At 69.4% G+C, this 22,147-nt stretch carries 21 protein-coding genes and 1 tRNA gene; 9 read left to right on the top strand and 13 right to left on the bottom strand.

What is annotated here, in order from left to right:
• The first annotated feature begins 38 nt into the window (after nucleotides 1-38).
• Complete coding sequence (locus tag BXA11_RS00260; protein WP_076431764.1) at nucleotides 39-1,226, top strand: M20 metallopeptidase family protein; 1,188 nt, start codon at nucleotides 39-41, stop codon at nucleotides 1,224-1,226.
• 3 nt (nucleotides 1,227-1,229) lie between these two features.
• On the opposite strand, the gene BXA11_RS00255 is transcribed toward BXA11_RS00260, so the two are convergent.
• From BXA11_RS00255 to BXA11_RS00220, 7 genes are all read right to left on the bottom strand, one after another.
• The gene (locus BXA11_RS00255) at nucleotides 1,230-1,652 is read right to left on the bottom strand and encodes a TIGR02611 family protein (protein WP_239104767.1); all 423 of its coding nucleotides are present in this window, start codon (nucleotides 1,650-1,652) and stop codon (nucleotides 1,230-1,232) included.
• Nucleotides 1,653-1,715: 63 nt separating this feature from the next.
• Nucleotides 1,716-2,894 (bottom strand): acetate/propionate family kinase, encoded by a 1,179-nt coding sequence (locus tag BXA11_RS00250; RefSeq protein WP_076431762.1) that lies wholly within the window; start codon nucleotides 2,892-2,894, stop codon nucleotides 1,716-1,718.
• Nucleotides 2,895-2,977: 83 nt separating this feature from the next.
• Entirely contained in the window at nucleotides 2,978-5,035 is a 2,058-nt protein-coding gene (gene pta / locus BXA11_RS00245) for a phosphate acetyltransferase (protein ID WP_076431760.1), read from the bottom strand.
• 157 nt (nucleotides 5,036-5,192) lie between these two features.
• Nucleotides 5,193-5,963 (bottom strand): phosphotransferase, encoded by a 771-nt coding sequence (locus BXA11_RS00240; RefSeq protein WP_076431758.1) that lies wholly within the window; start codon nucleotides 5,961-5,963, stop codon nucleotides 5,193-5,195.
• A 398-nt stretch (nucleotides 5,964-6,361) separates the two neighbouring features.
• On the bottom strand, nucleotides 6,362-6,967 hold the full coding sequence (locus BXA11_RS00230; protein ID WP_239104765.1) for a hypothetical protein: 606 nt from the start codon (nucleotides 6,965-6,967) through the stop codon (nucleotides 6,362-6,364).
• 256 nt (nucleotides 6,968-7,223) lie between these two features.
• Nucleotides 7,224-7,769 carry a DUF3800 domain-containing protein gene (locus tag BXA11_RS00225; RefSeq protein ID WP_143734025.1) on the bottom strand — a complete coding sequence of 182 codons (546 nt, stop codon included), beginning with the start codon at nucleotides 7,767-7,769 and terminating at the stop codon, nucleotides 7,224-7,226.
• Nucleotides 7,770-7,952: 183 nt separating this feature from the next.
• Nucleotides 7,953-10,703 (bottom strand): cellulose-binding domain-containing protein, encoded by a 2,751-nt coding sequence (locus BXA11_RS00220; RefSeq protein WP_076431752.1) that lies wholly within the window; start codon nucleotides 10,701-10,703, stop codon nucleotides 7,953-7,955.
• 201 nt (nucleotides 10,704-10,904) lie between these two features.
• Here BXA11_RS00220 and BXA11_RS00215 point away from each other — a divergent pair, with 201 nt between their 5' ends.
• A complete protein-coding gene (locus BXA11_RS00215; RefSeq protein ID WP_076431750.1) occupies nucleotides 10,905-11,732 on the top strand; it encodes a patatin-like phospholipase family protein in 828 nt (275 codons plus the stop codon).
• Nucleotides 11,733-11,866: 134 nt separating this feature from the next.
• Here BXA11_RS00215 and BXA11_RS00210 read toward each other — a convergent pair whose 3' ends face one another.
• Entirely contained in the window at nucleotides 11,867-12,064 is a 198-nt protein-coding gene (locus BXA11_RS00210; protein WP_076431748.1) for a DUF2795 domain-containing protein, read from the bottom strand.
• Nucleotides 12,065-12,252: 188 nt separating this feature from the next.
• Between BXA11_RS00210 and BXA11_RS00205 the strand changes: the two genes are divergently transcribed.
• Both BXA11_RS00205 and BXA11_RS00200 read left to right on the top strand, forming a co-directional pair.
• Nucleotides 12,253-13,926, top strand: a complete 1,674-nt coding sequence (locus BXA11_RS00205; protein WP_239104764.1) for a sodium:solute symporter family protein — start codon at nucleotides 12,253-12,255, stop codon at nucleotides 13,924-13,926.
• Nucleotides 13,927-13,935: 9 nt separating this feature from the next.
• Nucleotides 13,936-14,175 (top strand): hypothetical protein, encoded by a 240-nt coding sequence (locus BXA11_RS00200; protein WP_051761767.1) that lies wholly within the window; start codon nucleotides 13,936-13,938, stop codon nucleotides 14,173-14,175.
• A gap of 100 nt (nucleotides 14,176-14,275) precedes the next feature.
• On the opposite strand, the gene BXA11_RS00195 is transcribed toward BXA11_RS00200, so the two are convergent.
• Nucleotides 14,276-15,292 (bottom strand): substrate-binding domain-containing protein, encoded by a 1,017-nt coding sequence (locus BXA11_RS00195; RefSeq protein ID WP_143734024.1) that lies wholly within the window; start codon nucleotides 15,290-15,292, stop codon nucleotides 14,276-14,278.
• Nucleotides 15,293-15,530: 238 nt separating this feature from the next.
• Here BXA11_RS00195 and BXA11_RS00190 point away from each other — a divergent pair.
• Nucleotides 15,531-15,607: transfer RNA gene (locus BXA11_RS00190), tRNA-Ile, on the top strand.
• 243 nt (nucleotides 15,608-15,850) lie between these two features.
• Here BXA11_RS00190 and BXA11_RS00185 read toward each other — a convergent pair.
• Entirely contained in the window at nucleotides 15,851-17,233 is a 1,383-nt protein-coding gene (locus BXA11_RS00185) for a tyrosine-type recombinase/integrase (RefSeq protein WP_076431744.1), read from the bottom strand.
• A complete protein-coding gene (locus tag BXA11_RS44260) occupies nucleotides 17,230-17,364 on the bottom strand; it encodes a helix-turn-helix transcriptional regulator (RefSeq protein ID WP_143734023.1) in 135 nt (44 codons plus the stop codon). Before BXA11_RS44260 ends, BXA11_RS00185 begins: the two co-directional genes overlap by 4 nt.
• A 173-nt stretch (nucleotides 17,365-17,537) precedes the next feature.
• Here BXA11_RS44260 and BXA11_RS43790 point away from each other — a divergent pair, with 173 nt between their 5' ends.
• From BXA11_RS43790 to BXA11_RS00175, 3 genes are all read left to right on the top strand, one after another.
• Complete coding sequence (locus BXA11_RS43790) at nucleotides 17,538-17,813, top strand: hypothetical protein (protein ID WP_143734022.1); 276 nt, start codon at nucleotides 17,538-17,540, stop codon at nucleotides 17,811-17,813.
• Nucleotides 17,814-18,047: 234 nt separating this feature from the next.
• Entirely contained in the window at nucleotides 18,048-18,431 is a 384-nt protein-coding gene (locus BXA11_RS00180; protein WP_143734021.1) for a hypothetical protein, read from the top strand.
• 293 nt (nucleotides 18,432-18,724) lie between these two features.
• Nucleotides 18,725-19,300, top strand: coding sequence for a hypothetical protein (locus BXA11_RS00175; RefSeq protein ID WP_076431740.1), 576 nt, complete (start codon nucleotides 18,725-18,727; stop codon nucleotides 19,298-19,300).
• A 720-nt stretch (nucleotides 19,301-20,020) separates the two neighbouring features.
• Here the strand turns inward: BXA11_RS00175 and BXA11_RS44255 are convergent.
• A complete protein-coding gene (locus BXA11_RS44255) occupies nucleotides 20,021-20,233 on the bottom strand; it encodes a tyrosine-type recombinase/integrase (RefSeq protein ID WP_373320532.1) in 213 nt (70 codons plus the stop codon).
• Between the two features lie 458 nt (nucleotides 20,234-20,691).
• Here BXA11_RS44255 and BXA11_RS42965 point away from each other — a divergent pair, with 458 nt between their 5' ends.
• Nucleotides 20,692-20,988 (top strand): hypothetical protein, encoded by a 297-nt coding sequence (locus tag BXA11_RS42965; RefSeq protein WP_159454717.1) that lies wholly within the window; start codon nucleotides 20,692-20,694, stop codon nucleotides 20,986-20,988.
• A 146-nt stretch (nucleotides 20,989-21,134) separates the two neighbouring features.
• On the opposite strand, the gene BXA11_RS00155 is transcribed toward BXA11_RS42965, so the two are convergent.
• Nucleotides 21,135-22,091, bottom strand: coding sequence for an AraC family transcriptional regulator (locus tag BXA11_RS00155; RefSeq protein WP_076432385.1), 957 nt, complete (start codon nucleotides 22,089-22,091; stop codon nucleotides 21,135-21,137).
• Nucleotides 22,092-22,147: the final 56 nt, after the last annotated feature.

Below are 22,147 nucleotides of genomic sequence, written 5' to 3'. Positions count from 1 at the left end.
TCTGTCTCTGGCCTCCCGACCTCCCGCCGAGGTGAACCGTGACGCTTCAGGATGACCTCGTCGAGCTTCGCCGCGCGCTGCACCGGGAGCCGGAGATCGGTCTCGACCTGCCCCGCACGCAGGAGAAGGTGCTCGCGGCGCTCGACGGCCTGCCCCTGGAGATCACCACCGGCGAGCGCCTGTCGTCGGTGACCGCCGTCCTGCGCGGCGGCGGCCCCGGCCCCGCTGATCACCGCCCCGCCGTGCTGCTGCGCGCCGACATGGACGCGCTGCCGGTGCACGAGAAGACCGACGTGCCCTACCGGTCGCGATTCGACGGCCGCATGCACGCCTGCGGCCACGACCTGCACACGGCCATGCTGGTGGGGGCCGCCCGCCTGCTCAGCGAGCGCCGTGCCGACCTCGCCGGAGACGTGGTGCTGATGTTCCAGCCCGGTGAGGAGGGGGAAGAGGGCGCCCGGCTGATGATCGAGGAGGGCGTGCTCGACGCGGCCGGGGCCAGGCCCGTCGCGGCGTACGGCATGCACGTCTTCTCCACGACGATCCCGCGCGGGCTGTTCCTGACCAAGGGCGGGCCCGTGCTGGCCGCGGCCGACACGCTGACCGTGACCGTGCGCGGCAGGGGCGGCCACGGGTCCTCCCCTCACCGCGCCCTCGACCCGATCCCCGCCGCCTGCGAGATCGTGACGGCCCTGCAGACCCACGTCACCCGCGGCTACGACGTCTTCGACCCGGTCGTGGTGACGGTGGGCAGCTTCCACGCCGGCACCACCGACAACGTGATCCCGGACGAGGCCACGTTCGAGGCCACCGTGCGCACGTTCTCGGCCGGCTCACGCGACCGCGTCAGGGAGGGCCTGGTCCGCCTCGCCCGCGGCATCGGCGAGGCGCACGGCCTCACCGTCGACTGCGCGTTCGGCATCGGCTATCCGGTGACGGTGAACGACGACGCCGAGGCGGAGTTCGCCGCCCACACGGTGCGGGAGGCCCTCGGTCAGGATCGCTACTTCCCGCTGCCCACCCCGGCGACCGGCTCGGAGGACTTCTCGTACGTGCTGGAGCAGGTGCCCGGGGCGTTCCTCGTCGTCGGCGCCTGCCCGCCCGGCCGGGACCTCGCCACCGCCCCGGCCAACCACTCCGCGGAGGCGGAGTTCGACGACGCCATCCTGTCCGACGGCGCGACGCTGCTCACCGAACTCGCGGTCCGCAGGCTGGCCCGCGCCTGACGGTCAGCCGAGGAGCTCGCGGGCCTCCTGGATCAGGTCGACGCCGAAGGTCAGCCGGACCGACACCCAGATGATGGCCCCGGCGCAGAGCAGGGTGAGCGCGCTCGCGACGATGCGGACGAACCAGTTCTGCCGCTTCAGCCAGCCGGTCGCCGCCCTGACCTTGTCCTTGGCGAACGCCAGCAGCCGGGACGCCCAGGTGAACTCCGTGGCCAGCACGGCGAGCCCGGCGAAGACCACCAGCCAGCCCGGCCCCGGGAACGGCACCATGATCAGGCCGGTGATCACGAGCGCGGCGCCGACCACACCGATGACGATCCGCAGCGTCAACCGGCCCGCCGGAGTCGCACGGATCCGGTCGAGCCAGCCCGGCGGATCGGTAGTCCCCTCGTGTTCACCCGTACGACTGTCCTCAGCCGTCGCCACACGGCTCACCCCCATTCGCTGCCCACGATAGCCAGCACGCGACCGTGGCGGCGACCGGCGGGTTCACGCGTCCCCGAGGCAGGCGGCGGTCTGCTCGGCGATCTCCAGTTCCTCGTTGGTGGGCACCACCAGCACCGTCACCTCGGCGCCCTCCGGGGAGACCACCCTGGCCTCCGCCGACTCGGCGGTGTTGCGATCGGGATCGATCTCGATGCCGAGCCTGGTGAGCCCCGTCGTCGCGAGCGCGCGGACACGAGGGCTGTTCTCCCCCACCCCGCCCGTGAAGACGAGGGCGTCCACGTGGCCGAGCGCCGCGTAGTAGGCGCCGATGTAGGCCCGCACGCGGTAGCCGTAGACGTCGAGCGCGAGGCGGGCGTCCTCGTCGCCCGAGTCGGCCAGCCGCCAGACCTCCCGCATGTCGTTGACGCCGCACATGCCGAGCAGGCCGCTCTCCTTGTTGAGCGCCGCGTCGACACCGGCGAGGTCCATGCCGGCGACCCGGCCGAGGTAGGCGCCCAGAGCCGGGTCGACGTCCCCGGAGCGGGTGCCCATCACCAGCCCGGCGAGCGGGGTGATGCCCATCGAGGTGTCCACGCTGCGCCCGCCCCGCACCGCCGTCGCGCTCGCGCCGTTGCCGAGATGCAGCACGATCGAGTTCACCTCGTCGTACGGCCGGCCGAGCAGCGCGGCCGCCCGGCGGGAGACGTACGCCGTGGAGGTGCCGTGGAAACCGTAGCGGCGGACACCGAGCTTGCGGGTCCACTCGCGGGGGACGGCATAGGTGTGCGCGTGGGGCGGGATCGTGCCGTGGTAGGCGGTGTCGAAGACCGCGACGTGCGGCAGACCGGGAAAGGCCCGCCGGGCGACCCGGATCCCCTCCAGGTTCGCCGGGTTGTGCAGCGGCGCCAGCGGCGCCATCTCCTCGATGGCTCGCTCGACCTCGTCGTCGATCAGCACGGGCGTGACGAACCGGCTGCCCCCGTGGACGACCCGATGGCCCACGGCGGTCACGCCGTCGAGGGGCGGCCCGTGCTCGGCGAAGGCCGCGAGCACCGCCTTCAGCCCCTCCTCGTGGTCGGCCACCCGGCGCTCGGTCCGTACGCCGTCGTGGGTGAGCACGCTCTCGTCCTCGCCGATGCGCTCGATCAGCCCACCGGCCACGGCCCGCCGCGCCCCCATGTCGATGAGGCGGTACTTGATGGACGACGACCCCGTGTTCAGGACGAGGACCTGCCCGCTCACTGTGTCTCCTCCCGCGCCTGCGCGCTCACCGTACTTTTCCTCGCGCGTGCGCGCTCACTGTGCTTCCCGTCACGCGTGCGCGCTCACTGTGCTTCCCTGTGCGCCTGCGCCTGGATGGCCGTGATCGCGACGGTGTTGACGATGTCGCCCACGGTCGCGCCGCGGGACAGATCGTTGACCGGCTTGCGCAGGCCCTGCAGGACCGGCCCGATCGCGACCGCGCCGGCGCTGCGCTGCACGGCCTTGTAGAGGTTGTTGCCCGTGTTGAGGTCGGGCACCACGAACACCGTCGCCCGGCCGGCCACCGGGCTGCCAGGCATCTTGGTCCGCGCCACGCTCGGCTCGGCCGCGGCGTCGTACTGGATCGGGCCCTCGACGGGCAGGTCCGGCCGCAGCTCGCGGACCCGCGCGGTGGCCTCGCGCACCTTGTCCACCTCGGGCCCGGCGCCGGACTCGCCGGTCGAGTACGACAGCATCGCCACCCGCGGCTCGACCCCGAACCTGGCGGCCGTGGCGGCCGACGAGATCGCGATGTCCGCGAGCTGGGCCGCCGTGGGGTCGGGGACGACGGCGCAGTCGCCGTACACCAGGACCCGGTCGGCCAGGCACATGAAGAACACGCTCGACACCACGCCGACGCCCGGCGAGGTCTTGATGATCTCGAACGAGGGCCTGATCGTGTGGGCCGTGGTGTGGGCGGCGCCCGAGACCATGCCGTCGGCAAGCCCGAGGTGGACCATCATCGTGCCGAAGTAGGAGACGTCGGTGACGATGTCGCGGGCCTGCCCCGCCGTCACGCCCTTGTGCGCGCGCAGCCGGGCGTACTCCTCGGCGAACAGCTCGCGCAGCTCCGGGTCGAACGGGCTGACCACGCGGGCGCCGTCGACGGCCAGGCCCATCGTGGCCGCCGCCAGCCGGATCTCCCGCTCGTCGCCCAGCAGGGTCAGCTCGGCGACGCCCCGGCGCAGCAGGCTGTCGGCGGCGCGCAGGATCCGCGGCTCGGCGCCCTCCGGCAGCACGATGTGCCTGCGGTCGGCGCGGGCGCGGTCCAGCAGGTCGTACTCGAACATGAGCGGAGTGATCGCGGCGGCCTTGGTGACCTGCAGGCTGCGCAGCAGCGCCCCGCCGTCGACGTGCTCGGCGAAGACCCCGAGCGCGGTGTCGATCTTTCCCTTGGCGTCGGGGCTGAACCGGCCCTCGGCCTTCGACAGCTTGGTCGCGGTCTCGAACGTGCCGCCGCCGGTCGTGATGATCGGCAGCCGGATGTCCATGCCCTTCAGCAGGCGGACCACCGCGTCGGGCAGTTCCAGCCCGCCGTTGAGGATGATCGCCGACAGGGCGGGGAACGTGGGGGCCTTGTGCGCGGCCAGCAGGCCCGGCACCAGCGCGGCGGCCCGGTCGGCGGGGACGACGACCGCCAGGCCCTCGGTGAGGCGCTCCAGGATGTTCGGCAGCGACATCGCGCCGATCATCAGCCCGCCCGTCTCCCGGCCGAGCTGGTCGGCGTCACCGATGAACAGGTCGCCGTCGCAGGCGGCCATCAGGTCGCTGACCGTCGGCGCGGACAGCCGCCGCACCTCCGGCAGGACGTACGCGGGCACGCGGGCGGCGACCTCGTCCACCAGGCCGGGGACGACCCCCGTGACGACCGTCGCCAGCTCGGTGGCGTGCCGCTCGGCCAGCTCCTTGCGCGACATCTCGACGGCCGCGGCGATGTCGTCGGGGGTGCGGTCGAGCCCGGTCACCACGTTCATCACCGGCGTGCCCAGGTTGGCGGCGAGCTCGGCGTTGAACACGAACTCGGTGGGCGCGCCCACGTCGGTGTAGTCGGTGCCGATCACCACGACCGCGTCGCACCGCCCGGCGAGCGCCCGGTAGCGGGCCAGGATCTCCCCGGCCGCGCGCTCCTCGTCGGCGTGCACCTCCTCGTAGGTGACGCCGGTGCACATGGCGTACGGCAGGCCGATCCCGAAGCGGCTGCGCACGGTGTTGACCAGGCTGTCCTCGCGGCCCGACCGGACGACCGGCCGGAACACGCCGACCGTGCCCACCTGGCGGGTCAGCAGTTCGATCATGCCGAGGGCGATCGTGCCCTTGTTGCTCCTCGCGTCGCCGGCCGCGACGTAAACCCCGATCGCCATCGCGCAGTCACCCCTGTCCAGGCGCGGCCCGACGGCCCGCCCAGGCAAGGCTATGCGAAGGGCCCTGCGGAGATACCAGTCGAAGGTCACATCCGTAGGGCCCTTCCTCACTGGTCGTACGGTCTCCCAGGCGCGAAGGCGCCCGCGGCCCGCCCGCTTAGGCCGGGAGGCGGGCGAGGATGCCCTCCAGACCGCTGCCCGCCGTGTCCGGGTCGCCGGTGTCGAGGCCGTGCGTGACCTCGTGCCACGGGCCGAGCCGGTGCCACAGCAGTGCCCGTTCTGCGAGCTCCGGGGCGGCGCCGTACTCCGCCGCTACGGCCCGGGCGAACGCCGGCGGGGCGCCGTGGAGCGCCCATGCCAGATCGAGCGCCGGGTCACCGACGTGCGCGTCGCTGAAGTCGATGACGCCGCTCACCGTGCCGTCCCACATCAGCACATGCTCGGGCCCCAGGTCGCCATGGACCAGAGCGTGGGCGGGCAACGCGGCCACGGCGTCCAGCAACGCCGAAGCGACGTCTCGCCGGTCGCCCGGCAGGAGCGGTATGACGCGGGCGCCGAAGTCCTTCACCGTCGCCGCCCGCTCTCTCAGCACTTCCCGCGGCGGCGGCACACCGCGCCGTACGGCCTCTGCGGGATCTACCGCGTGCAGGGCCCGCAGGAACGCGCCCAGCGTCCGGCCGCCCGCGGCTTCGAAAGTCCCGAGCGGCTCACCGGCGACCATCTCATGCCGTACGACCAAGGGCTCCTGCCGCAGGACATGAGGGATCGGGACGGGCAGCGGCAGCCGCCGCGCGAGCCACGGCATCAGGCGGGTCTCCATGAGCAGCCGCGCAGCCACCTCCGGCCGCCTGGGACGGCGCTCCACCCACCGCCCCCGGACCAACCGCGCCTGGCTGTCCCATCCCGCCCCGCCCCACTCACCCGACACCCGTCACCGCTTCAATAGATCACCTGTGCGCCGTCCCAGCCCAACCCTTTTCCGGCCCTGGCTTCGGGGCCGGTGCGGACAGGTCGAACGAATGCATCCCGCGTGATTCACAAGGCTCGAAGCCATTGATCGAGGGCTGCGAAGTCTTCGTCGGTGAGCCCCCTGTATGACTCCACGCGGTGAAGGAGAGCCCGACCGCTATGGCGCGCGGAGACCCAGTCCCTGTCGGCGTCGGTGATCTCGTCGTCTACCCAGGCGAACGGGCGTCCGCCCGCCCGGTTCACCAGGGTCCGGGTCTTCCAGCAGAGCCCGAACCACTGGTCCTCACGTGTGTGGTGGTCGCCCAGACGAGTTCGCATCCGCTGTCAGCCATGATCGGTCTGCTGTCTCACCTCGTCTCATGCGAGACCGTCGAGCTCGGCTGCTCGCCGGAGGTCCTTGGGGCGGCCCATGGCCCGCCGCATCCGGATGAGGTCCTCCCGGGACACGTAGTGGACTTCCAGGCCGCCCGGGCCGTGTGCCGTGACCGCCCTGCCGAGGATCTCCCGGACACGCAGGTCGCCCCAGGGAAGCGCGGGGGTGCAGCAGTCGCCGCTCGCTCCGGGCGCGGTGAACTGCACTTTAGGGCGGAGCAGAGCATCCGGATGAGTCGCCATGGGGGCGCCCGTTTCGTCGGAGAGCCGGGCGTCGACGGACATGAAGGCGGCCGCCAGGGCCGGGGCGTGGACCGGTTCGCCGTCCCAGAGCAGATCCAGATCGCCGGTCAGCTCGGCGGATCCGTGCATGATGCCGGCGACCTGCCCGATCACCACGGCCTGGACGCCGTGGCGGTGGAGGGCTTCGAGCAGGGGAAACGGGTCGAATCCGAGGGCGCCGTCCGTGCCGATCGTGCCGACGTCGTCGTCGGCGTCCTCGTGGCCCAGGCCGGTGCCCGCCCGGTTGAGGGCGAGTTCACGCGTGCGCCGGGCGGCGGCGCGCAGTCGTTCCAGCGGTTCGTCGATCATCGGATTCATGCAACACCCGGCCGCCCTCGGGGCGCACGCGAATTTCCGCTGAGAACGGTCGGGTCGCTCGCGGACGGTTCGATCATTGCGTCAGGTCATGCGAACGTCACTCACGGTGATGCGCGGAGCCGTCTTCCCAGGTATGCTTCCAGATGCCGCCCCCTGCGAGGGGGAGAGGAAGTGAGCCCGGGCTTACCGCCGGAATTGACGGGAACCCGGGCTTCGCGTTCTCGGGATCATTCCCGGTTATGCGCGATCATTCGCAGATCACGCGCTCGGTCATGCGCTCGCCGCGCAGCAGACGCCACAACGAGTCATCCCCCGCCTCCGCTCTGGCGACTATTCCCGCGACCACATCGGGCAGCCAGAGGAGTTCCTCCGCGAGAGGATCGCCCCACTGAACATGCATGTCGTGCGGCAGCGCTTGCCGAGCGCGAAGGGCGTTGACCAAGTCAAGGTCCTCTTTGTCGCCTGCGGCGTTCCTACGTTCCATGACCACGTGCCGTATGTCATTGGACGCCAACTGCCACAGCAGCCGCTCCAGGCACTTACGCCGAACTCGCCTCTGCTTCGCAGGCAGGAGCCCGGCGCCGATCACGATGTTCAAGGTCGGCGACAGGGCTGCGACGGCACGCGCGATCGCCAGGCGCCGTTTCCGGTCTTCGTCTCGCCAGTGCAGCCGCGGCTGCTTGGTCAGTAGGAGGCCACGCAGGACCGCGCGGTATTCAGCGGCACGATCGACAGGGACGGCGACAGCGGCCAACACGTAAAGACCCTCTTCGAGACGCATGGACTCGTCCACATACGCACGTGACTCGCTGTACATGAACCATTACTTCACGTTGACATTCTGGTGTCCGCGTCATGAATCGGAGGACGGGACGGGACCCCGGAGGAGACCCAGGCCGTTCTCGTCGAGACAGGCAAGAGGCCGTACGGATGCGCCGCCGAGGTGGCGCATCCGTACGGCCGTTGTCGTGCTATCTCACGAGGCGGTGCAGGTCACCGGCGACGGGACGGCGTTGGTGCCGTTCCAGCTCGCCTGGAACCCGAACGTGGTGGACGCCCCGGCGCCCACCGAACCGTTGTAGCTCACGTTGGTGACCGTGACGTTCGCTCCGGACTGGCTGACCGTGCCGTTCCAGGACTGGCTGACCGTCTGGCCGTTGGCGAAGGCCCACTTGACGCTCCAGCCGCTGATCGAGGCGCTGCCGGTGTTGTTCACCGTGACCTCGCCCTGGAAGCCGCCCGGCCACTGGTTGACCACCTTGTACGTCGCCGAGCACCCCTTGCCGCCCGACGGGCTCGCCGAGGGCGACGGGCTCGGGGACGGGCTGCGCGAGGGCGACGCCGACGGACTCGGGGACGGCGACGGCGACGGCGAGGCCGAGGGCGACGCGGACGGGCTCGGGGACGGCGACTTCGACGGCGAGGCGGACGGCGACGGCGACGGGGAGGACCCGCCGGTGCGGTCGCCGTAGATGATGCCCCGGCCGTTGGTGCCGAGGTAGACCCGGCCGTAGATGCGCGGGTCGCCGGTCAGGGCCTCGCCCATGTTGCCGTACTGGTGCTGGTCGTCGTTGATGCGCACCCAGCTCGCGCCGGTGTCGTCGGACCGGAACAGGCCCTGCACGCCGTCCACGGTGCCGGCCAGGTAGAGGGCCTGGTAGGTCTTGCCGGGCGCCGCCTTGCCGAAGCCGACGTTGATCGAGCTGCTGACGTTGGACAGCTTGGTGAACGAGGCGCCCGAGTTGGTGGAGTGCCACAGGCCGCCCTCGCCGGCCAGCCAGATCTCACCCTCCTTGCCGGGCAGCGCCTTGAAGTGCACGCCGGTGGTGGGCAGCCCGGTCGCCGCGGTGGCGCTGAAGCTCGCGCCGCCGTTGGTGCTCACGTAGAACTTGCCGCCGGAGAAGGCGTAGAACTTCTGCGCGTTCACGCGGTCGGACTCGACGATCGCGCCCGCCGGGACGCCACTGGAGGCGCTCCAGCTGTTGCCGTAGCCGACGGAGTAGACGACCTGGATGCCGGGGTCGCCGGGCGCCCAGACGAAGCGGCTGCCGTCGGCCGCCGCGGCGACCGTGCCGCCGCTGTTGATCCCGCCCGGCTCGGTGCCCTGGAACCAGTTCGCGCCGCCGTCGGTGGAGAACGCCACGTGGCTGTCGTTCGGGCGGTCGGAGTCGGTGAAGTTGCCGGCCCGCACCATCACGCTCGGGTTGGTCTCGGCGTAGTCGAGCGAGGTCGTGGAGGTGAAGACGGGCTGGGTGAACATCATGGACGGCACGGCGTCGAGGTTGGTGTGCCGGAAGCCGCCGATGTCGCCCAGCGCGCTGACCAGCGGGGCGCCGCTCGGCGGGCTGATCAGGTCGAGTACGGCGGTCTCCTCCAGGCCCTTCACCATCGGCTTGATCGTGAACTGGCCGCCCGAGTCCCACTTGGTGAGGTCGGTGGTGCCGTAGATCGTCGCGCCGGTGCCGTACATCATCCGGTCGGAGTCGAACGGGTCGATCTCCACCGACTCGTTCATCCAGCCCAGCTTGGGCGTGACCTCCGGCGGCTGGGGGTTGGTCCCGAAGGTGAGCCACGGAGCGGCGGAGATGTCCATCTTGTAGCGGAAGCTGCGGTTCGGGTAGGACGTCCAGTCCCAGATGCGGGTCCAGGTCGCGCCGCTGTCGGTGCTCCTGAAGAAGATCGCGTCGGGCCACCAGGAGACCTGGGTGGCGACCATGATGGTCTTCGGATTCTGCCGGTCGATCGTCAGGCCGCTGTAGCCGAAGTAGTCGTCGCCGCTGCTGGACGGGATCGGGCTGATCTGGGTCCAGGCGCCGGTGGCGGTGGCATAGCGCCACACGTCGCCCTTGGCGCCGTCGTACGGGCCGCCGGTGTCGCTGGTGGCGATGTAGAGGTAGCCGTTGGCCGTGTCGAGCACGCCCTTGTGGGCGATGTAGCCGGTGGGCTGCCCCGCGACCCGCTCCCACGAGGTGCCGCCGTTGGTGGTGCGGTAGACCGTGTTGCTCTTGTCGGCCACGCCCACGTAGATCGTCTGCGTGGCGTTGCCCGACGTGCCGGTGCGCTTGTCGAAGGTCACCCAGACGACGCCCTGGTTGTCGCCGTTGTAGGCGTCCCCGGGGCTGGCGACGTAGTTGCCGACGTTCGGGAAGTTCGTCACCTTCGACCAGCTGGCGCCGGAGTCGGTGCTCCGCCACAGGCCGTTGCCGCTGGGCGCGCCGAAGTAGAGGACGCTGTTCTTGTTCGGGTCCACCGCGAGGCGCTCGCCCATGCCGCGGCCGGGCATGTTGCCGCCCAGCTTGAACGGCAGCGGGCTCACCTGCCAGGTGTCGCCCTTGTTCGACGAGCGCAGGATCGCGCCGTTGTTGGGGTCCCAGCTGTTGGTGTACATGCCGACGGCGGCGTACACCTTGTTGGCGTCCACCGGGTCGGGGACGATGCTGGCCACGCCGTTGTAGCCCCAGTTGGACTGCCCCACCCAGTCGAGCAGCGGCGTCCAGGTCTGGGAGGACTGGTTCCAGCGGTACGCGCCGCCGATGTCGGTGCGCGCGTAGATGAGGTCCTTCTGCGCGGGGCTGAAGACGATCCCGGGAACGAATCCGCCCCCGAGGATCTGCACGTTCTTGAACGTGTAGGGGTCGGCGGCCACGGCCGACACGGGGCTCATTCTGATCACGGCCGTGACCAGGGCCACGGCGGCGACCACGAGCAGGGTTGCGAATCTTCGCATGGACGGTTTCCCTCCGAGCACGGACAACCGGCCATGCACGACCAGGCGGGGACCCTGACCGTCCTTCTCCCACGTGCATGGAAATCTGAAGGGAAGATTCACACACCAGCGGAAGCGCCGTCAATAGTTTGGCGTCCAGACAAATTGCAACCGGTTTCACTCCGGCCCGAGCATCCGTTGGCGTGGAACATAATTCTGGTTATGACTACTGCTCTCGTGCTCGGCGGCGGAGGAGTCGCCGGCATCGCCTGGGAAGCGGGGATCGTCACCGGCCTGCGCCGTCTCGGCGTGGACCTGGGGACGGCGGACCGGATCATCGGCACCTCGGCCGGCTCGGTCGTCGGCACGCTCGTGGCCACCGGCGCCGACCTGGAGGAGGCGATCGCGCACCAGGCCGTGGTGGACACCGGCCCGCCTCCGGCCGTCGACCACATGGACGAGGTGATGCAGGCGTTCGCCATCATGTTCGACCCGACCCTCGACCGGCGGGAGGCCCGGCGCAGGGTCGGCCAGATGGCCCTCGCGGCCAGGGTCGACCACTACGCCGATCGGCTCGCGGCGGTCGGCGAGCGGCTGCCGGTGAAGGAGTGGCCCGAGCGCGAGCTGCTGATCACCAGCGTGGACGCGGCCACCGGCGAGTTCGTCGTATGGGACCGGACCTCCGGCGCGCCGCTGGTGCTCGCCGTCGCGTCGAGCTGCGCGGTGCCGATGGTCTTCCCGCCCGTGGAGATCAACGGCCGCAGGTACGTGGACGGAGGCGTCCGCTCCGCGACCAACGCCGACCTCGCGGAGGGCGCCCGCGCGCTCGTGGTGCTCGAACCGCTCGGCAACCTCACCCCCCGGGCCGTCCTCGAAGCCGAGATGACGAAGGCGGGGGCGTCCGCGTCGTACGTCGTCCACCCCGACGCGGCGTCCACCGCGGTGTTCGGCGAGAACGTCCTCGACCCGGCCCTGTGGGGGCCGGCCTTCGCGGCGGGGATCGACCAGGCCGCCGTGCTCGCCGAGCCGATCGCCGCCGTCTGGTCCTGACTCCGGATCCGCCCGCCGTACCCGCCGGAAGGCGCGCGGCGTCACGCGGGCGGCCGGCGCGGGAACGCTCCCGAGCCGGCCGCCCGAGACGGGACCGGTTTCTCACCGGTCCTCTTTCTCACCGGGCCTCTTTCTCACCGGGCCTCGGTGACCGCCTTGCTGACCGCGTTGGGGCCGTCGTACTGGCGGTCCGGAATGCGTTCCAGCGCGTCGATGACGTTGTCGTCCGCGCCATGGTCGCGGGCCGTACGGATCAGGTCCGACTTGCCGGCCGGATAGTCGACGCCCTTCAGGTGTTTCTGCAGCTGGATCGGGTTCGGTGCGGTCGCCATGACGTGCCTCCCTTCGTCGGTGTTCTCCTGCTCTCCCTCGCCTACCCGGTCACTCCCCCGTCACTCGGGACTCCGCCGCACACGTCCCCTGACGGGCTTTGCAGCGCCTTCACCTGCGGTTTTGTCACGATTGGGTATACGGGGCGCGCGTTTGTGAAACGACGGGACCTGCGGGTAGCTGGCATCGCGTGCCTGATGCCCAATTGCTGGCCGCACAGGATCTGCGGCTCGACGTCAACGTTCTGGACTACGTGATCCTCGCCCTGTACTTCCTCGTGGTGCTGGGAATCGGCTTCGCTGCCAAACGGGCCGTACGGACGAGTCTGGACTTCTTCCTCTCGGGCCGCGCGCTTCCCGCCTGGATCACCGGCTTGGCCTTCATGTCCGCCAACCTCGGCGCGACCGAGGTCCTCGGCATGGCGGCGAACGGCGCGCAGTACGGCGCGATGACCCTGCACTACTACTGGATCGGCGCGGTCCCCGCCATGGTGTTCCTCGGCGTCGTGATGATGCCGTTCTACTACCGGTCCAAGGTGCACAGCGTCCCGGAGTTCATGCGCCGCCGCTTCAACGGGGCGACCCAGCTGCTCAACGCCGGGACCTTCGCCGTCGCGCAGATCCTCATCGCCGGGATCAACCTGTACGCGCTGGCGCTCATCATGGACGCCATGCTCGGCTGGCCGCTGTGGCTGTCCATCCTCGTGTCGGCCGCGATCGTGCTGGCGTACATCACGCTCGGCGGCCTGTCTTCGGCGATCTACAACGAGGTCATGCAGTTCTTCGTGATCGTCGCGGGGCTCGTACCTGTGGTGATCATCGGACTGACGCGGGTCGGCGGCTTCTCCGGCCTCGGCGAGAAGGTCAAGCAGAGCGTGCTCGGCGAGGGCGGGCTGCACACCTGGGCGCACACCGCCGGCACCGACAACCCGCTCAACGCGAACTGGATCGGCCTGGTCTTCGGCCTCGGCTTCGTGCTGTCCTTCGGCTACTGGACCACGAACTTCGCCGAGGTGCAGCGCGCGCTGTCGGCCCGCAACACCAACGCCGCGCGGCTGACCCCGATCGTCGCGGCCTACCCGAAGCTCGTGATCCCGATCGTCACCGTCATCCCCGGCCTGGTCGCGGTGGTGCTGTTCGGCAACCTCGGCAAGGACGGCGGGCCGACGTACAACGAGGCGATCCCGCTGCTCATGAACGAGTTCCTGCCCAACGGTGTGCTCGGCGTCGCGGTGACCGGCCTGCTCGCGTCGTTCATGGCCGGCATGGCCGCCAACATCAGCGGCTTCAACACGGTCTTCACGCAGGACATCTGGAAGGCGCACGTCAACGGCGACCACCCCGACGAGTGGTACGTGCGGCTCGGCCGGATCGCCACCGTGGTCGGCGTCCTCGCCGGAATCGGCACGGCGTTCATCGCCGCCGGGTTCGGCAACATCATGAACTACCTGCAGTCGCTGTTCTCGTTCTTCAACGCCCCGCTGTTCGCGACGTTCATCATCGGCCTGTTCTGGCGGCGGATGACCGCCTGGGCGGGTTTCTGGGGCCTGCTGAGCGGCACGGTCTGCGCCTTCGCCTCGTACATCCTCTACAAGGCGGGCGTGTTCGACTTCGGCACCGAGCTGAACGCGAGCTTCTGGGGCGCCGGCATCGCCTTCGTGGTCGACGCGATCGTCTCCGTCGTGGTCACGCTCGCCACCACTCCCAAGCCGGAGAGCGAGCTGCACGGGCTCGTCTACGGCCTGAGCGACGCGTCCGTCTCCGACGACGCGCTGGCGGGAGACGCCGCCTGGTACCGCTCCCCCGTGATCCTCGGCGCCGGGGCTGTGGTCCTCGCCGCGGCGTTCTACCTGCCCTTCCTGTAGGAGGTTTGCATGGCCGCCCCGCAACGGCTCTTCGACATCCGCCGCGTGATCGGTGGTCTGTTCCTGGTGTACGGACTGATCCTCACGGTCACCGGGCTGCTCGACAGCGCCCAGGAGATCCAGAAGGCGGAGGGCATCCGCATCAACCTGTGGACGGGCGTCGCGATGCTCGTCGTCGGCGGCGCGTTCCTGCTCTGGGAGCGCCTGCGCCCGTCCGACGGTCCCGCCGCCTCCGACGAAGAGGAGTGAACCCGCCCTCCCCAGGCCGCGGTCGCATCCCCGTGCGGCCGCGGCCTTCCCTGTTAGGAGCCCTGCCCCATGCTCAGGGGCGTGCTCGGTCCCGCGTGTGTCAGTGTGACGGCGCGCCCTGTCCGCGAGCGGTGCCGGGGGCGGGGGCCTTACGGGCCGGTGCCCTCGTGACCACGGCGGGCGCAACCAGCACCGCCGGGATCGAGACCGTCGTCCCGTTGGACACGACGGCCGTGCCGTACACGGTCCTGCCGCCCGCGACCTCGACCGCCAGCCTGGCGGCGGCCGCCGCCTGGGCCGCGACGTCGGCGCGGACCGTGGCGGTCTGCGTGCCGGCCTGGACACGCCCCAGCGCGGCGGGCCGCCCGCCGTGCCCGATCAACGGCACCCCGGCCATCCCCGTCCGCGCCATCTCGGCCGCGACGGCCTCCGCCGCCGCGTCGCTCGCGCAGCACACGCCCGCCACCTTCGCGGGCCCGCCGAGCGCGGCGACGGCCGCCGCCACCTCGCGTACGGCCTCGTCGGGCCGGGTCAGGTCCCGTTCCCAGCCGATCGTCACCCGCCCGTCGAGCACGGCGTGCATGGCCCGCTTCACCGTCGCGGCGTACGGGTCTGTGGCGGGGCCGTTCAGGAGCAGCACCGGACCCGCGGCCTTCATGGCGCCGAGCAGCGCCAGCGCCTGCTCCCGCCCGACGCGCGCCGGATCGGTCGCCACGTAGGCGTCCACCGGCCCGTTCGCCAGCCGGTCGTACGCGACGATCTTCGCCCCGGACAGCTTGGCCCTGGCCACCCAGGGAGCGGCGGCCCCCGGGTCCACCGCGCCGAGGACCAGCACCCGCACGCCGTCGGCCAGCATCCGGCCGATCTGCCGCCCCTGCCTGGCCTGGTCGCCCGCGGCGTTCGCATACTGGACGTGGCAGCGCGGGCAGAGGGACGCCAGGGCCCGGGTGAACAGAGGCCGGTCGGGTCCCTCGCCGGGGAGCAGCAGGCCGACGGTGAAGCCCTCCCGCACGTCGCCGACCGCTCCGAGTTCCGCTCCTGGCTGCCGCCCGCCCTGCCCGCAGGCTGGAAGGGACATCAGGAGAAGCACGCAGACGCCCGCCAGTCGTCTCCCCACGGGGCACCCCCGATTCGTTGCGGAGCCACGTTTCGCAGAGCCGTCTTGTGGAGCGATGTCGCCTCAACAGTCACATACCCGGACATACGCCCCATGACTCTCGGAGGGCAGCCGCGCCTCAGCGCGGGCGATCACCGGAGGGCGATCGGGCGGCGATTACGCCCACGGCCGAAGGCCGCCGTTCACCTCAGTCCACCGATCCCCTCACCCACTAAGTTGTGAGAGACTCCACCATTGCGGGGCGGTAGCTCAGCCGGTCAGAGCATCGGACTCATAATCCGTGGGTCGTGGGTTCAAGTCCCACCCGCCCTACCACGTACGACCAGCCATCCGCGGCCTCACCTGCGGTTTCATGGTTGATCAAGCTTGTCCGGACATGCAGCCGACAGCCGCCGGAAGCAGCCGTATGCCACTGGTCGCGGAACATACGCGGAATGCTCGTGGCCTCGTTTCCCCAGGTGAGCCCGGCGATTTTGGCACCTCGCGGAACGATTCCATGCCCATACGCCGAAGGACCCCGAGAGTTGTCCCGGGGTCCTGTGGGTGAGTTCGAGCGCCTCATACGGCGAGCGCTTCCAAGATCCTGCGGTTGGCCATCTCACGTTGGCCCTCGATGCACTTGGCATAGACCCTGAGCATCACGTCGACGCCGTGCCCGGCCCGCTCCGCGGCTTCCGGTGCGTGGACCCCCGCGTTGAGCCAGAGGGACACAGCCGCGTGACGCAGGTCGTACGGCCGGGCCGCCAGGGGCGAGGCGACCGCCTCCGGAGGGAACGCGTAGCCTCGCGCCTCCTTCCAGACCTTCGAGACGGTTGAGCCGGAGAACGCCTTGCCGCTCGCGGTGCGGAACAGCCGGCCGTCCTCGGCCACGCCGTGTGTCTTGATGTGATCGCGCAGGATCGCCACCAGTTCCGGCGGAATGGGAACCGGCCGCGTCTCCTTCTCCTCCCGATGCTTCAGGCCGCGCTCGTCGTGCGTCTCCCCCGAGTCGGTATAACGCTTGCTGCTCTCCGGCCGGGTCCTGGCCAGGGTGAGCAGGCCCCAGCCCTTCTCGGGGAGGTGGCAGTCCTCCTCACGGAGGCCGGCGGCCTCACCCGGGCGCAGGCCGCCGAAGTACATCGCGGCGAACATCGCCATCATCATCGGACCGCGCGACCGTCCGACATATGTAACGGCGGTCAGCAGTTGCCGCGCCTGACGAGGGTTGACGACCGAGCGCCGATCGACCTCCCCGCCCGGCTTGGTGCGGCGCAGCTTCACCCGGTGGAGCGGATTTGCCGAAAGCTCCTCCCGTTCAACCGCGTACTCCAGGGCGTGATGGAACACGGCCCGCTTGCGCCGGTACGTCGAGGTGGCCGCCGCCTTGCCATCGAGGAGCAGCGCCAGGGCTTCCAGGGCCGCTCGTGCGTGCTTCGCGTCCTCCAAGGCGGTCAGGGGAAGCGAGGCCGCTTCCAACCAACGCAGGGCCGCCGTGACCTCCTGTGTGAGAGCCGGGCGACGCTCTACCGGCAAGAACGCGAAGTGCCGCAGGGCTCGGCGAAGGACCTCGTCGTCAGGACGGCCGGGATGCTCCTTGGTGAGCACGAGCGTGACGCTCGTCAGAGCGTCCGTCATACCCTCCCGTGACTTGGCCGCCGCGTGAGGCCACCAGGCGTGAACGTAGTCGACCGCGAAGGCGTACCAGGTGCGCACCTCCTTCGCCTTCGTCATCGAGGCCGGGAGGCCGCTCTCCAGGTCGAACGGCTCCCCCTTCTTCGCCGCCTGCCGTAGGTCCGAGAGGAAGCTCTCGGCGAGGCCCTTGGTCTTGAAGGTCGCGGACTTCTCGCACGGGCCGACGGTCCACCGCACAGTGTGGGAGACGATGCGGGGCTTCTTGCCCTCCCCCTGGGCGCGGGTGTTGATGCGAATCTCCCAGAACTTGACCTTGTAGGAGGAGGTCACGCCACCTCCCGCAGCGACTCAAGCCAGGTGGTGAACTCACTGCGGTAAATGCGGATCTCCCCGTTCGGGAGCTTGAAGCCCTCGGGTGCCCTACCGATCTCCCGCCACCGGTAGAAGGTCCGGGCGGACACGCCGAGTTCATCAAGGGCGGCGCTCCGCGCCGCCTCGCGGCCCCGCGCCCGCTCGGCGGCCGGGCATGCGGCCTGGGGGCCGGTCCCGGCCGCCGGCGGCTCGGGCCAGCGTCATACCTCTCCCTCGTCTTAGCCAGCTCCAGCGAGGCACCACGTAGCTGTAGGTTGCCCCGGTGGACGTAATCACCCTGCTGGAATGGCTACTAGAGCGTGACGTCAACGCCTTTCTCAGGGTGGATGCTGAGCGGGGCGGCACTCGCCCTTGGACCTTCCACGCCGTTGGCGGCGAAGACGAGGAGAAGTGGTGGGTCCGGGTAGACGCACGCTCTGCGGTGGAGTGCCTCCAGAAGGCGCGTGAGGCACTCAAGGCCCGTGGGCTCAACCCTCCTGAATCGCAGTCACATGGAACGGCTGACGCCTTCGGCGAGGGCTCTCCGGCTCCGGGGTGATCGCCCAGGCTCGCGCATCGTCTCTGTCCGTAGATGGCTGAGGTAGGGGCCTGATCACCCCGCCCGCCATGGACCCGGGACAAGCCGAGCAGACCAAGGCCGCCGGGTCCAGGTCGTTCGTCCAGTTGGGCGCTCCACCTGGACCCGGCGGCCTTGGCCCGCTTCCCCTTCGGGCGGGTCGACGGCAGACGGGGTGATCAGTCAAGCGGGGTGCGCATGCGGCAGGATGACACTGTGCGGCACGCAGACGAGCACGATGCTCTTGCCCGGGGCAACTGGAGGCTCTTACGCGAGGCCCTGACTCATCTAGCGCTGCCAGCCTCCGACCAGATCGAGTGGCTCGGGTCGGTGCTGTGCCCAGACGAGCTGGCCCTCGATTTCGACGAGGCATACCAACCTTCGTGGCAGTCGCGGGAGGCCGGGTGGATTAGTGACGAGGTGGCGGGCTACCTCGACCAGATCAACCGTCTAACTAACGACCTCACCGAGGAGGGCGACGAGCCCTGGAGCGCCGAAGGACTGCAATGCCATCCCACTTGGGAGCGCCTGAGAATCCTCGCTCGGGCGGCCCTTGCCCTCATGCCTCCAGCACCTTGGGCCAACTACTCAGACGACTAATTCCCGGGCCATTAGCGGGCCATTAGATAGGGTGACGAGGGGTCAACCACGGTCACTCATGACCGGTTCCGTGCCCAGGTCGGCGCCCATTCCGGCCGTGATCCATGCAATTCTCAAGCTGACAGCGCGTTAATTTCCCGCCACCCGCTCTCACGACCCAGGTTCATGTCAGAGACAGGTTCCCGGCCCTGGATCTTGAACTTTTAGGAACCCGCTTGCGCCGCCGGGCACCCTGCAAGGCAGCGCTTCGACCACGTCTTGCCATCCCCAGGAATGACCTAGATCCTTTACACGTGAACACGGTCAAGTGGCGGGCACGGCCGCCCTCGGGGTTGTACTTCGTGGTCCTCGCCGTAGCGATACTGATCAGTTTCTACGGGGCCAGCACGACCACTTGGTATTACGAGATCGTGTTCCTGATGTTCCCTACCTGGGTCGTGCTGGGCCTGTACTGGCTCATCCGCTTGTCCCTCGCAGCCCGATCAGAGTGGGCGGCTGTACGTCGGCACTCGCTCCGTTGGGCGCTTGCACCCCTCCTCTTTGTCTCCATGGTGGGAGCACTTGCGGTAGACGGTCCGCTGTGGGTGCGGTTCACGCTCTCCGAGCCCAGCATGCAGGCCTACGCCAAGGCGATCGCCGCAGGCGTCCCACCCGGCCCCGGGTGCCGCATGCTCGGGCTCTATTACGTCTGCCACAGTGAGCGCGTCGAGGGCGGCGCCCTGCTTGTGGTGAAGGACATCGGCATGATGGACCGGATGGGATTCGCATGGCTTCCGGGCGGTCGCGCGCCGTCTGATGATGGCTACGACAACGACTACACCCAATTCACCGGTCCCTGGTGGGGCTGGGAGGGATGGGACGGCCTCTAACCTGACCACGGCGACCCATGCATTCCAAGATCCGGAACATATGCGGAACGCCGCCTCTAGAGCGTGATCGAAGTCGCGGCGAGGCGCAGGTCAGGAGCCCACTCCCCCGACAAGATCAATTCCACTCATAATCCGTGGGTCGTGGGTTCAAGTCCCACCCGCCCTACTCCGTCACACCCCATCCGACCTGGGGTTTCTCGGTTCTCCTGGGCCTTGGGTCGAGAATTTGATCTTGTGTGGTTGCTCGCTGGCTGCTCTTGTGTACGGATTGTGCACGCGGTAGATCGTTTAGACCAGTATTTGTCAGCTCAGACGCCCGAGACGACCATCGGAAGATCAAGCCAGAACACCTCTCAAGGCTTCCAATCGGCGGCGATCAGGCCTTCAGCAAAGGGCCCTGCAAGCCCGCTCCGCTGACGATCAGTCCTCCGTGGCCGGCAGCTAAATAGTCAGCAAGCGCTCACCCGCCCGTTCGAGCCTCTAACGACTCGCGATACGGATCGATCATGGTCAGCCTCAGCCGAGGGGGCACATTTCATCGACACGCTGCGGCGGGCTCAACCCCCTCCTGTCCACCTCACCCCCCACGCTGGCCGGTCCTTTTCCCGTGCGGGCAAAGTGCGGTGACGACAAAGAGGCAGGCCCGCTGCAAGTCAGCGGGCCTGCCGGAGCCTCGGGTGGTTCAGGAGGTGGTGGCGGCTGTCCTGGTTGGCAGGCTGATCAGGCGGGCTTGCTGTGTGCTGCCGGGTCCAGTGGTGATGAGGGCGGCGGTGGATCGGCGGCGGCGCGGGCGACCTCGGGATAGACGCTGGTGTAGGTGTCGCGGGTGAACGTGCTGGAGACGTGGCCGAGGGTCTCCTGGACCACCTTGAGGTCGACCCCGGCGGCGAGCATGAGCGAGGCGGCGCCGTGGCGCAGGTCGTGCAGTCGCACCGGCGGCAGTTCGGCCTCGTGGGCGAGCAGGTAGTACTGATCGCCGCAACCAGTCGGCGGTGCCAGGCCAGCAACGTACCCGGCGTCACAAGCCGGTGGGACCGCAGCACAGTCGGCAGCACTCGCGCGAGAGCGGCCAGGACCGCCCTGTCGGCCCAGTCAGGCTTCGGCCGGACAGCCTGACGTCGCAGCACCACCACCTCATGACGAAGAACCATGATCTTCGCGTCCTTCGACCCATGGCTACGCGCCAGCAACACCAGCCAGCCGAAGACCCGAACCATGATCAGATACAGGAGACGAAAAGACACGGCCCGCGATCCTGCCCCACCGCACCCATCCGGCCAAACCGCAGATCAGACCTGCTGCAACGAGTTCTGGAGCGGCACAAGAATGAGAGCGCGAATGGAGCGAACCCTGGGCGGGCGCCCAGGCCGCTTGGGCCTACAGGTGCGGGCGTGCCGCTGTTTCAGCAGATCGCGGTGCCAGCGCAGGACGGTATCCGGATGGACGAGGAGCCGCAGCCGACGCAGGACCTCGCGGGGCAGCGATGTCAGGAGTGCGGCGAGGAAGGCTCGATCCTCGGGGGCGAATCTCACCCTGGTGTCGGCGCCGAGCTGCCGCTCAAGAACGGTGATCTGGTGGCGGAGGGCAACGATTTCAGCATCCTTGTCCCGATCGCCCATCGGCAGCAGCCGCAGCGCGGCAAAGGCATTCGCGACGGTCAGATAGGCCAGACGATAGAGCAGAAGTGATCGTTCTGCCGGTGTCAGCCCCTTTCGATAGCCGAAGCGAGCGCATGCCAGGAGAAACCTGGAAAGCCGGATGACCTGCGCGGATGACATTGTCGGCAGGCGCAGTCTCAGCGACGGCAGCCGCGGGCATGCACAGGCACGCGAGGTCAATCATGGCTTCCGCCGTCTGCCGGGGTGCTTGCTTTCCTTCGCTGCACTTGGTCGCGCCGGAACCGGGCTGGTGTCGTACCCACCTCGGCCCGGAACGCCCGTGAGAAGGCGGACTCGGACTGGTAGCCGACCTGGCCGGCGACGGTGGCAACCGTCGCATCGGTGGTGCTGAGCAGCTCCGTCGCGGCCATCAGCCGGGCACGGGCAAGGAAGGCTCCCACGGTCATCCCCGTGTCCTGGCTAAAGTGGCGCAGGAATGTCGCACGCGACATGGCTGCCGCGCGACTGAGCCGATCGATCGTCCAATCGGCTCCGGGCTCGTTCAACACGCCCTCGATGGCCTCGGCGATGCGACCATCGGTCGCCGCGGTCCACAACGTGGTCGTCGTGGTGTCGCCCCGCGAGGTCCGCAGCACCATCGCCAGGAGCACCGTGCACAGGGCCGAAAGAATTGCCGCGGTACCTTCGCCCTCGCGTCGCGCCTCTCCGCGCATCAAGGCACTCAACATCCGCAGCACCTCGTCGCTTTCGGCGGACTGCCCGAAAGAGACGTGCACCGGATCGGGCAAGCTCCGGAACAGCAGCGCGCCGGCACCCGCATCGAACGTGTAGTGCCCGCAGAACAGGTCGATGACTGCCGCTCCGCCGCGCTCGCTGCGCGTGGTCACGAATGCATCACCGGCGGTCTCGGTCGTACCCCGTAGGCTGCCCCGCCCGGACGTGATCACCCGATGCGGAGCCCCGCTCGGGATCATCACAACATCTCCGGGTCCCAAGTCGAGCAGGACAGTGCCGACCTGCAGCTGGCACTCACCCTCCAGCAGGACGTGGAACGGCGCCTCCAGCTCGCGGAGACGGGCGACGTCCATCTGGGTAGCCCCGCCCAGGAGACAGCGCTTGTCGAGGCTGGCCCTGAGCTGCGCCATGCGTAGCAAACGACTGATTGAGTCCATCATGAGACTTTGGGGCTGAAAAGTGAAACTGACAGATCTAGTTGTATCACTCCCCG

Origin of the sequence: Microbispora rosea (assembly GCF_900156315.1) — a bacterium.
In the GTDB taxonomy this organism is placed as follows: Bacteria; Actinomycetota; Actinomycetes; order Streptosporangiales; family Streptosporangiaceae; genus Microbispora; species Microbispora rosea.
Note: the sequence above shows the minus strand (reverse complement) of the source record. Positions and strands in the feature narration are given on the sequence as shown.

What these genes read in the sequence shown, in the direction of transcription:
- pta (WP_076431760.1), bottom strand. Translation starts at nt 5,035, where the DNA reads ATGGCGATCGGGGTTTACGTCGCGGCCGGCGACGCGAGGAGCAACAAG.
- BXA11_RS00230 (WP_239104765.1), bottom strand. Translation starts at nt 6,967, where the DNA reads ATGATCGACGAACCGCTGGAACGACTGCGCGCCGCCGCCCGGCGCACG.
- BXA11_RS00220 (WP_076431752.1), bottom strand. Translation starts at nt 10,703, where the DNA reads ATGCGAAGATTCGCAACCCTGCTCGTGGTCGCCGCCGTGGCCCTGGTC.
- BXA11_RS00215 (WP_076431750.1), top strand. Translation starts at nt 10,905, where the DNA reads ATGACTACTGCTCTCGTGCTCGGCGGCGGAGGAGTCGCCGGCATCGCC.
- BXA11_RS00210 (WP_076431748.1), bottom strand. Translation starts at nt 12,064, where the DNA reads ATGGCGACCGCACCGAACCCGATCCAGCTGCAGAAACACCTGAAGGGC.
- BXA11_RS00200 (WP_051761767.1), top strand. Translation starts at nt 13,936, where the DNA reads ATGGCCGCCCCGCAACGGCTCTTCGACATCCGCCGCGTGATCGGTGGT.
- BXA11_RS00155 (WP_076432385.1), bottom strand. Translation starts at nt 22,091, where the DNA reads ATGGACTCAATCAGTCGTTTGCTACGCATGGCGCAGCTCAGGGCCAGC.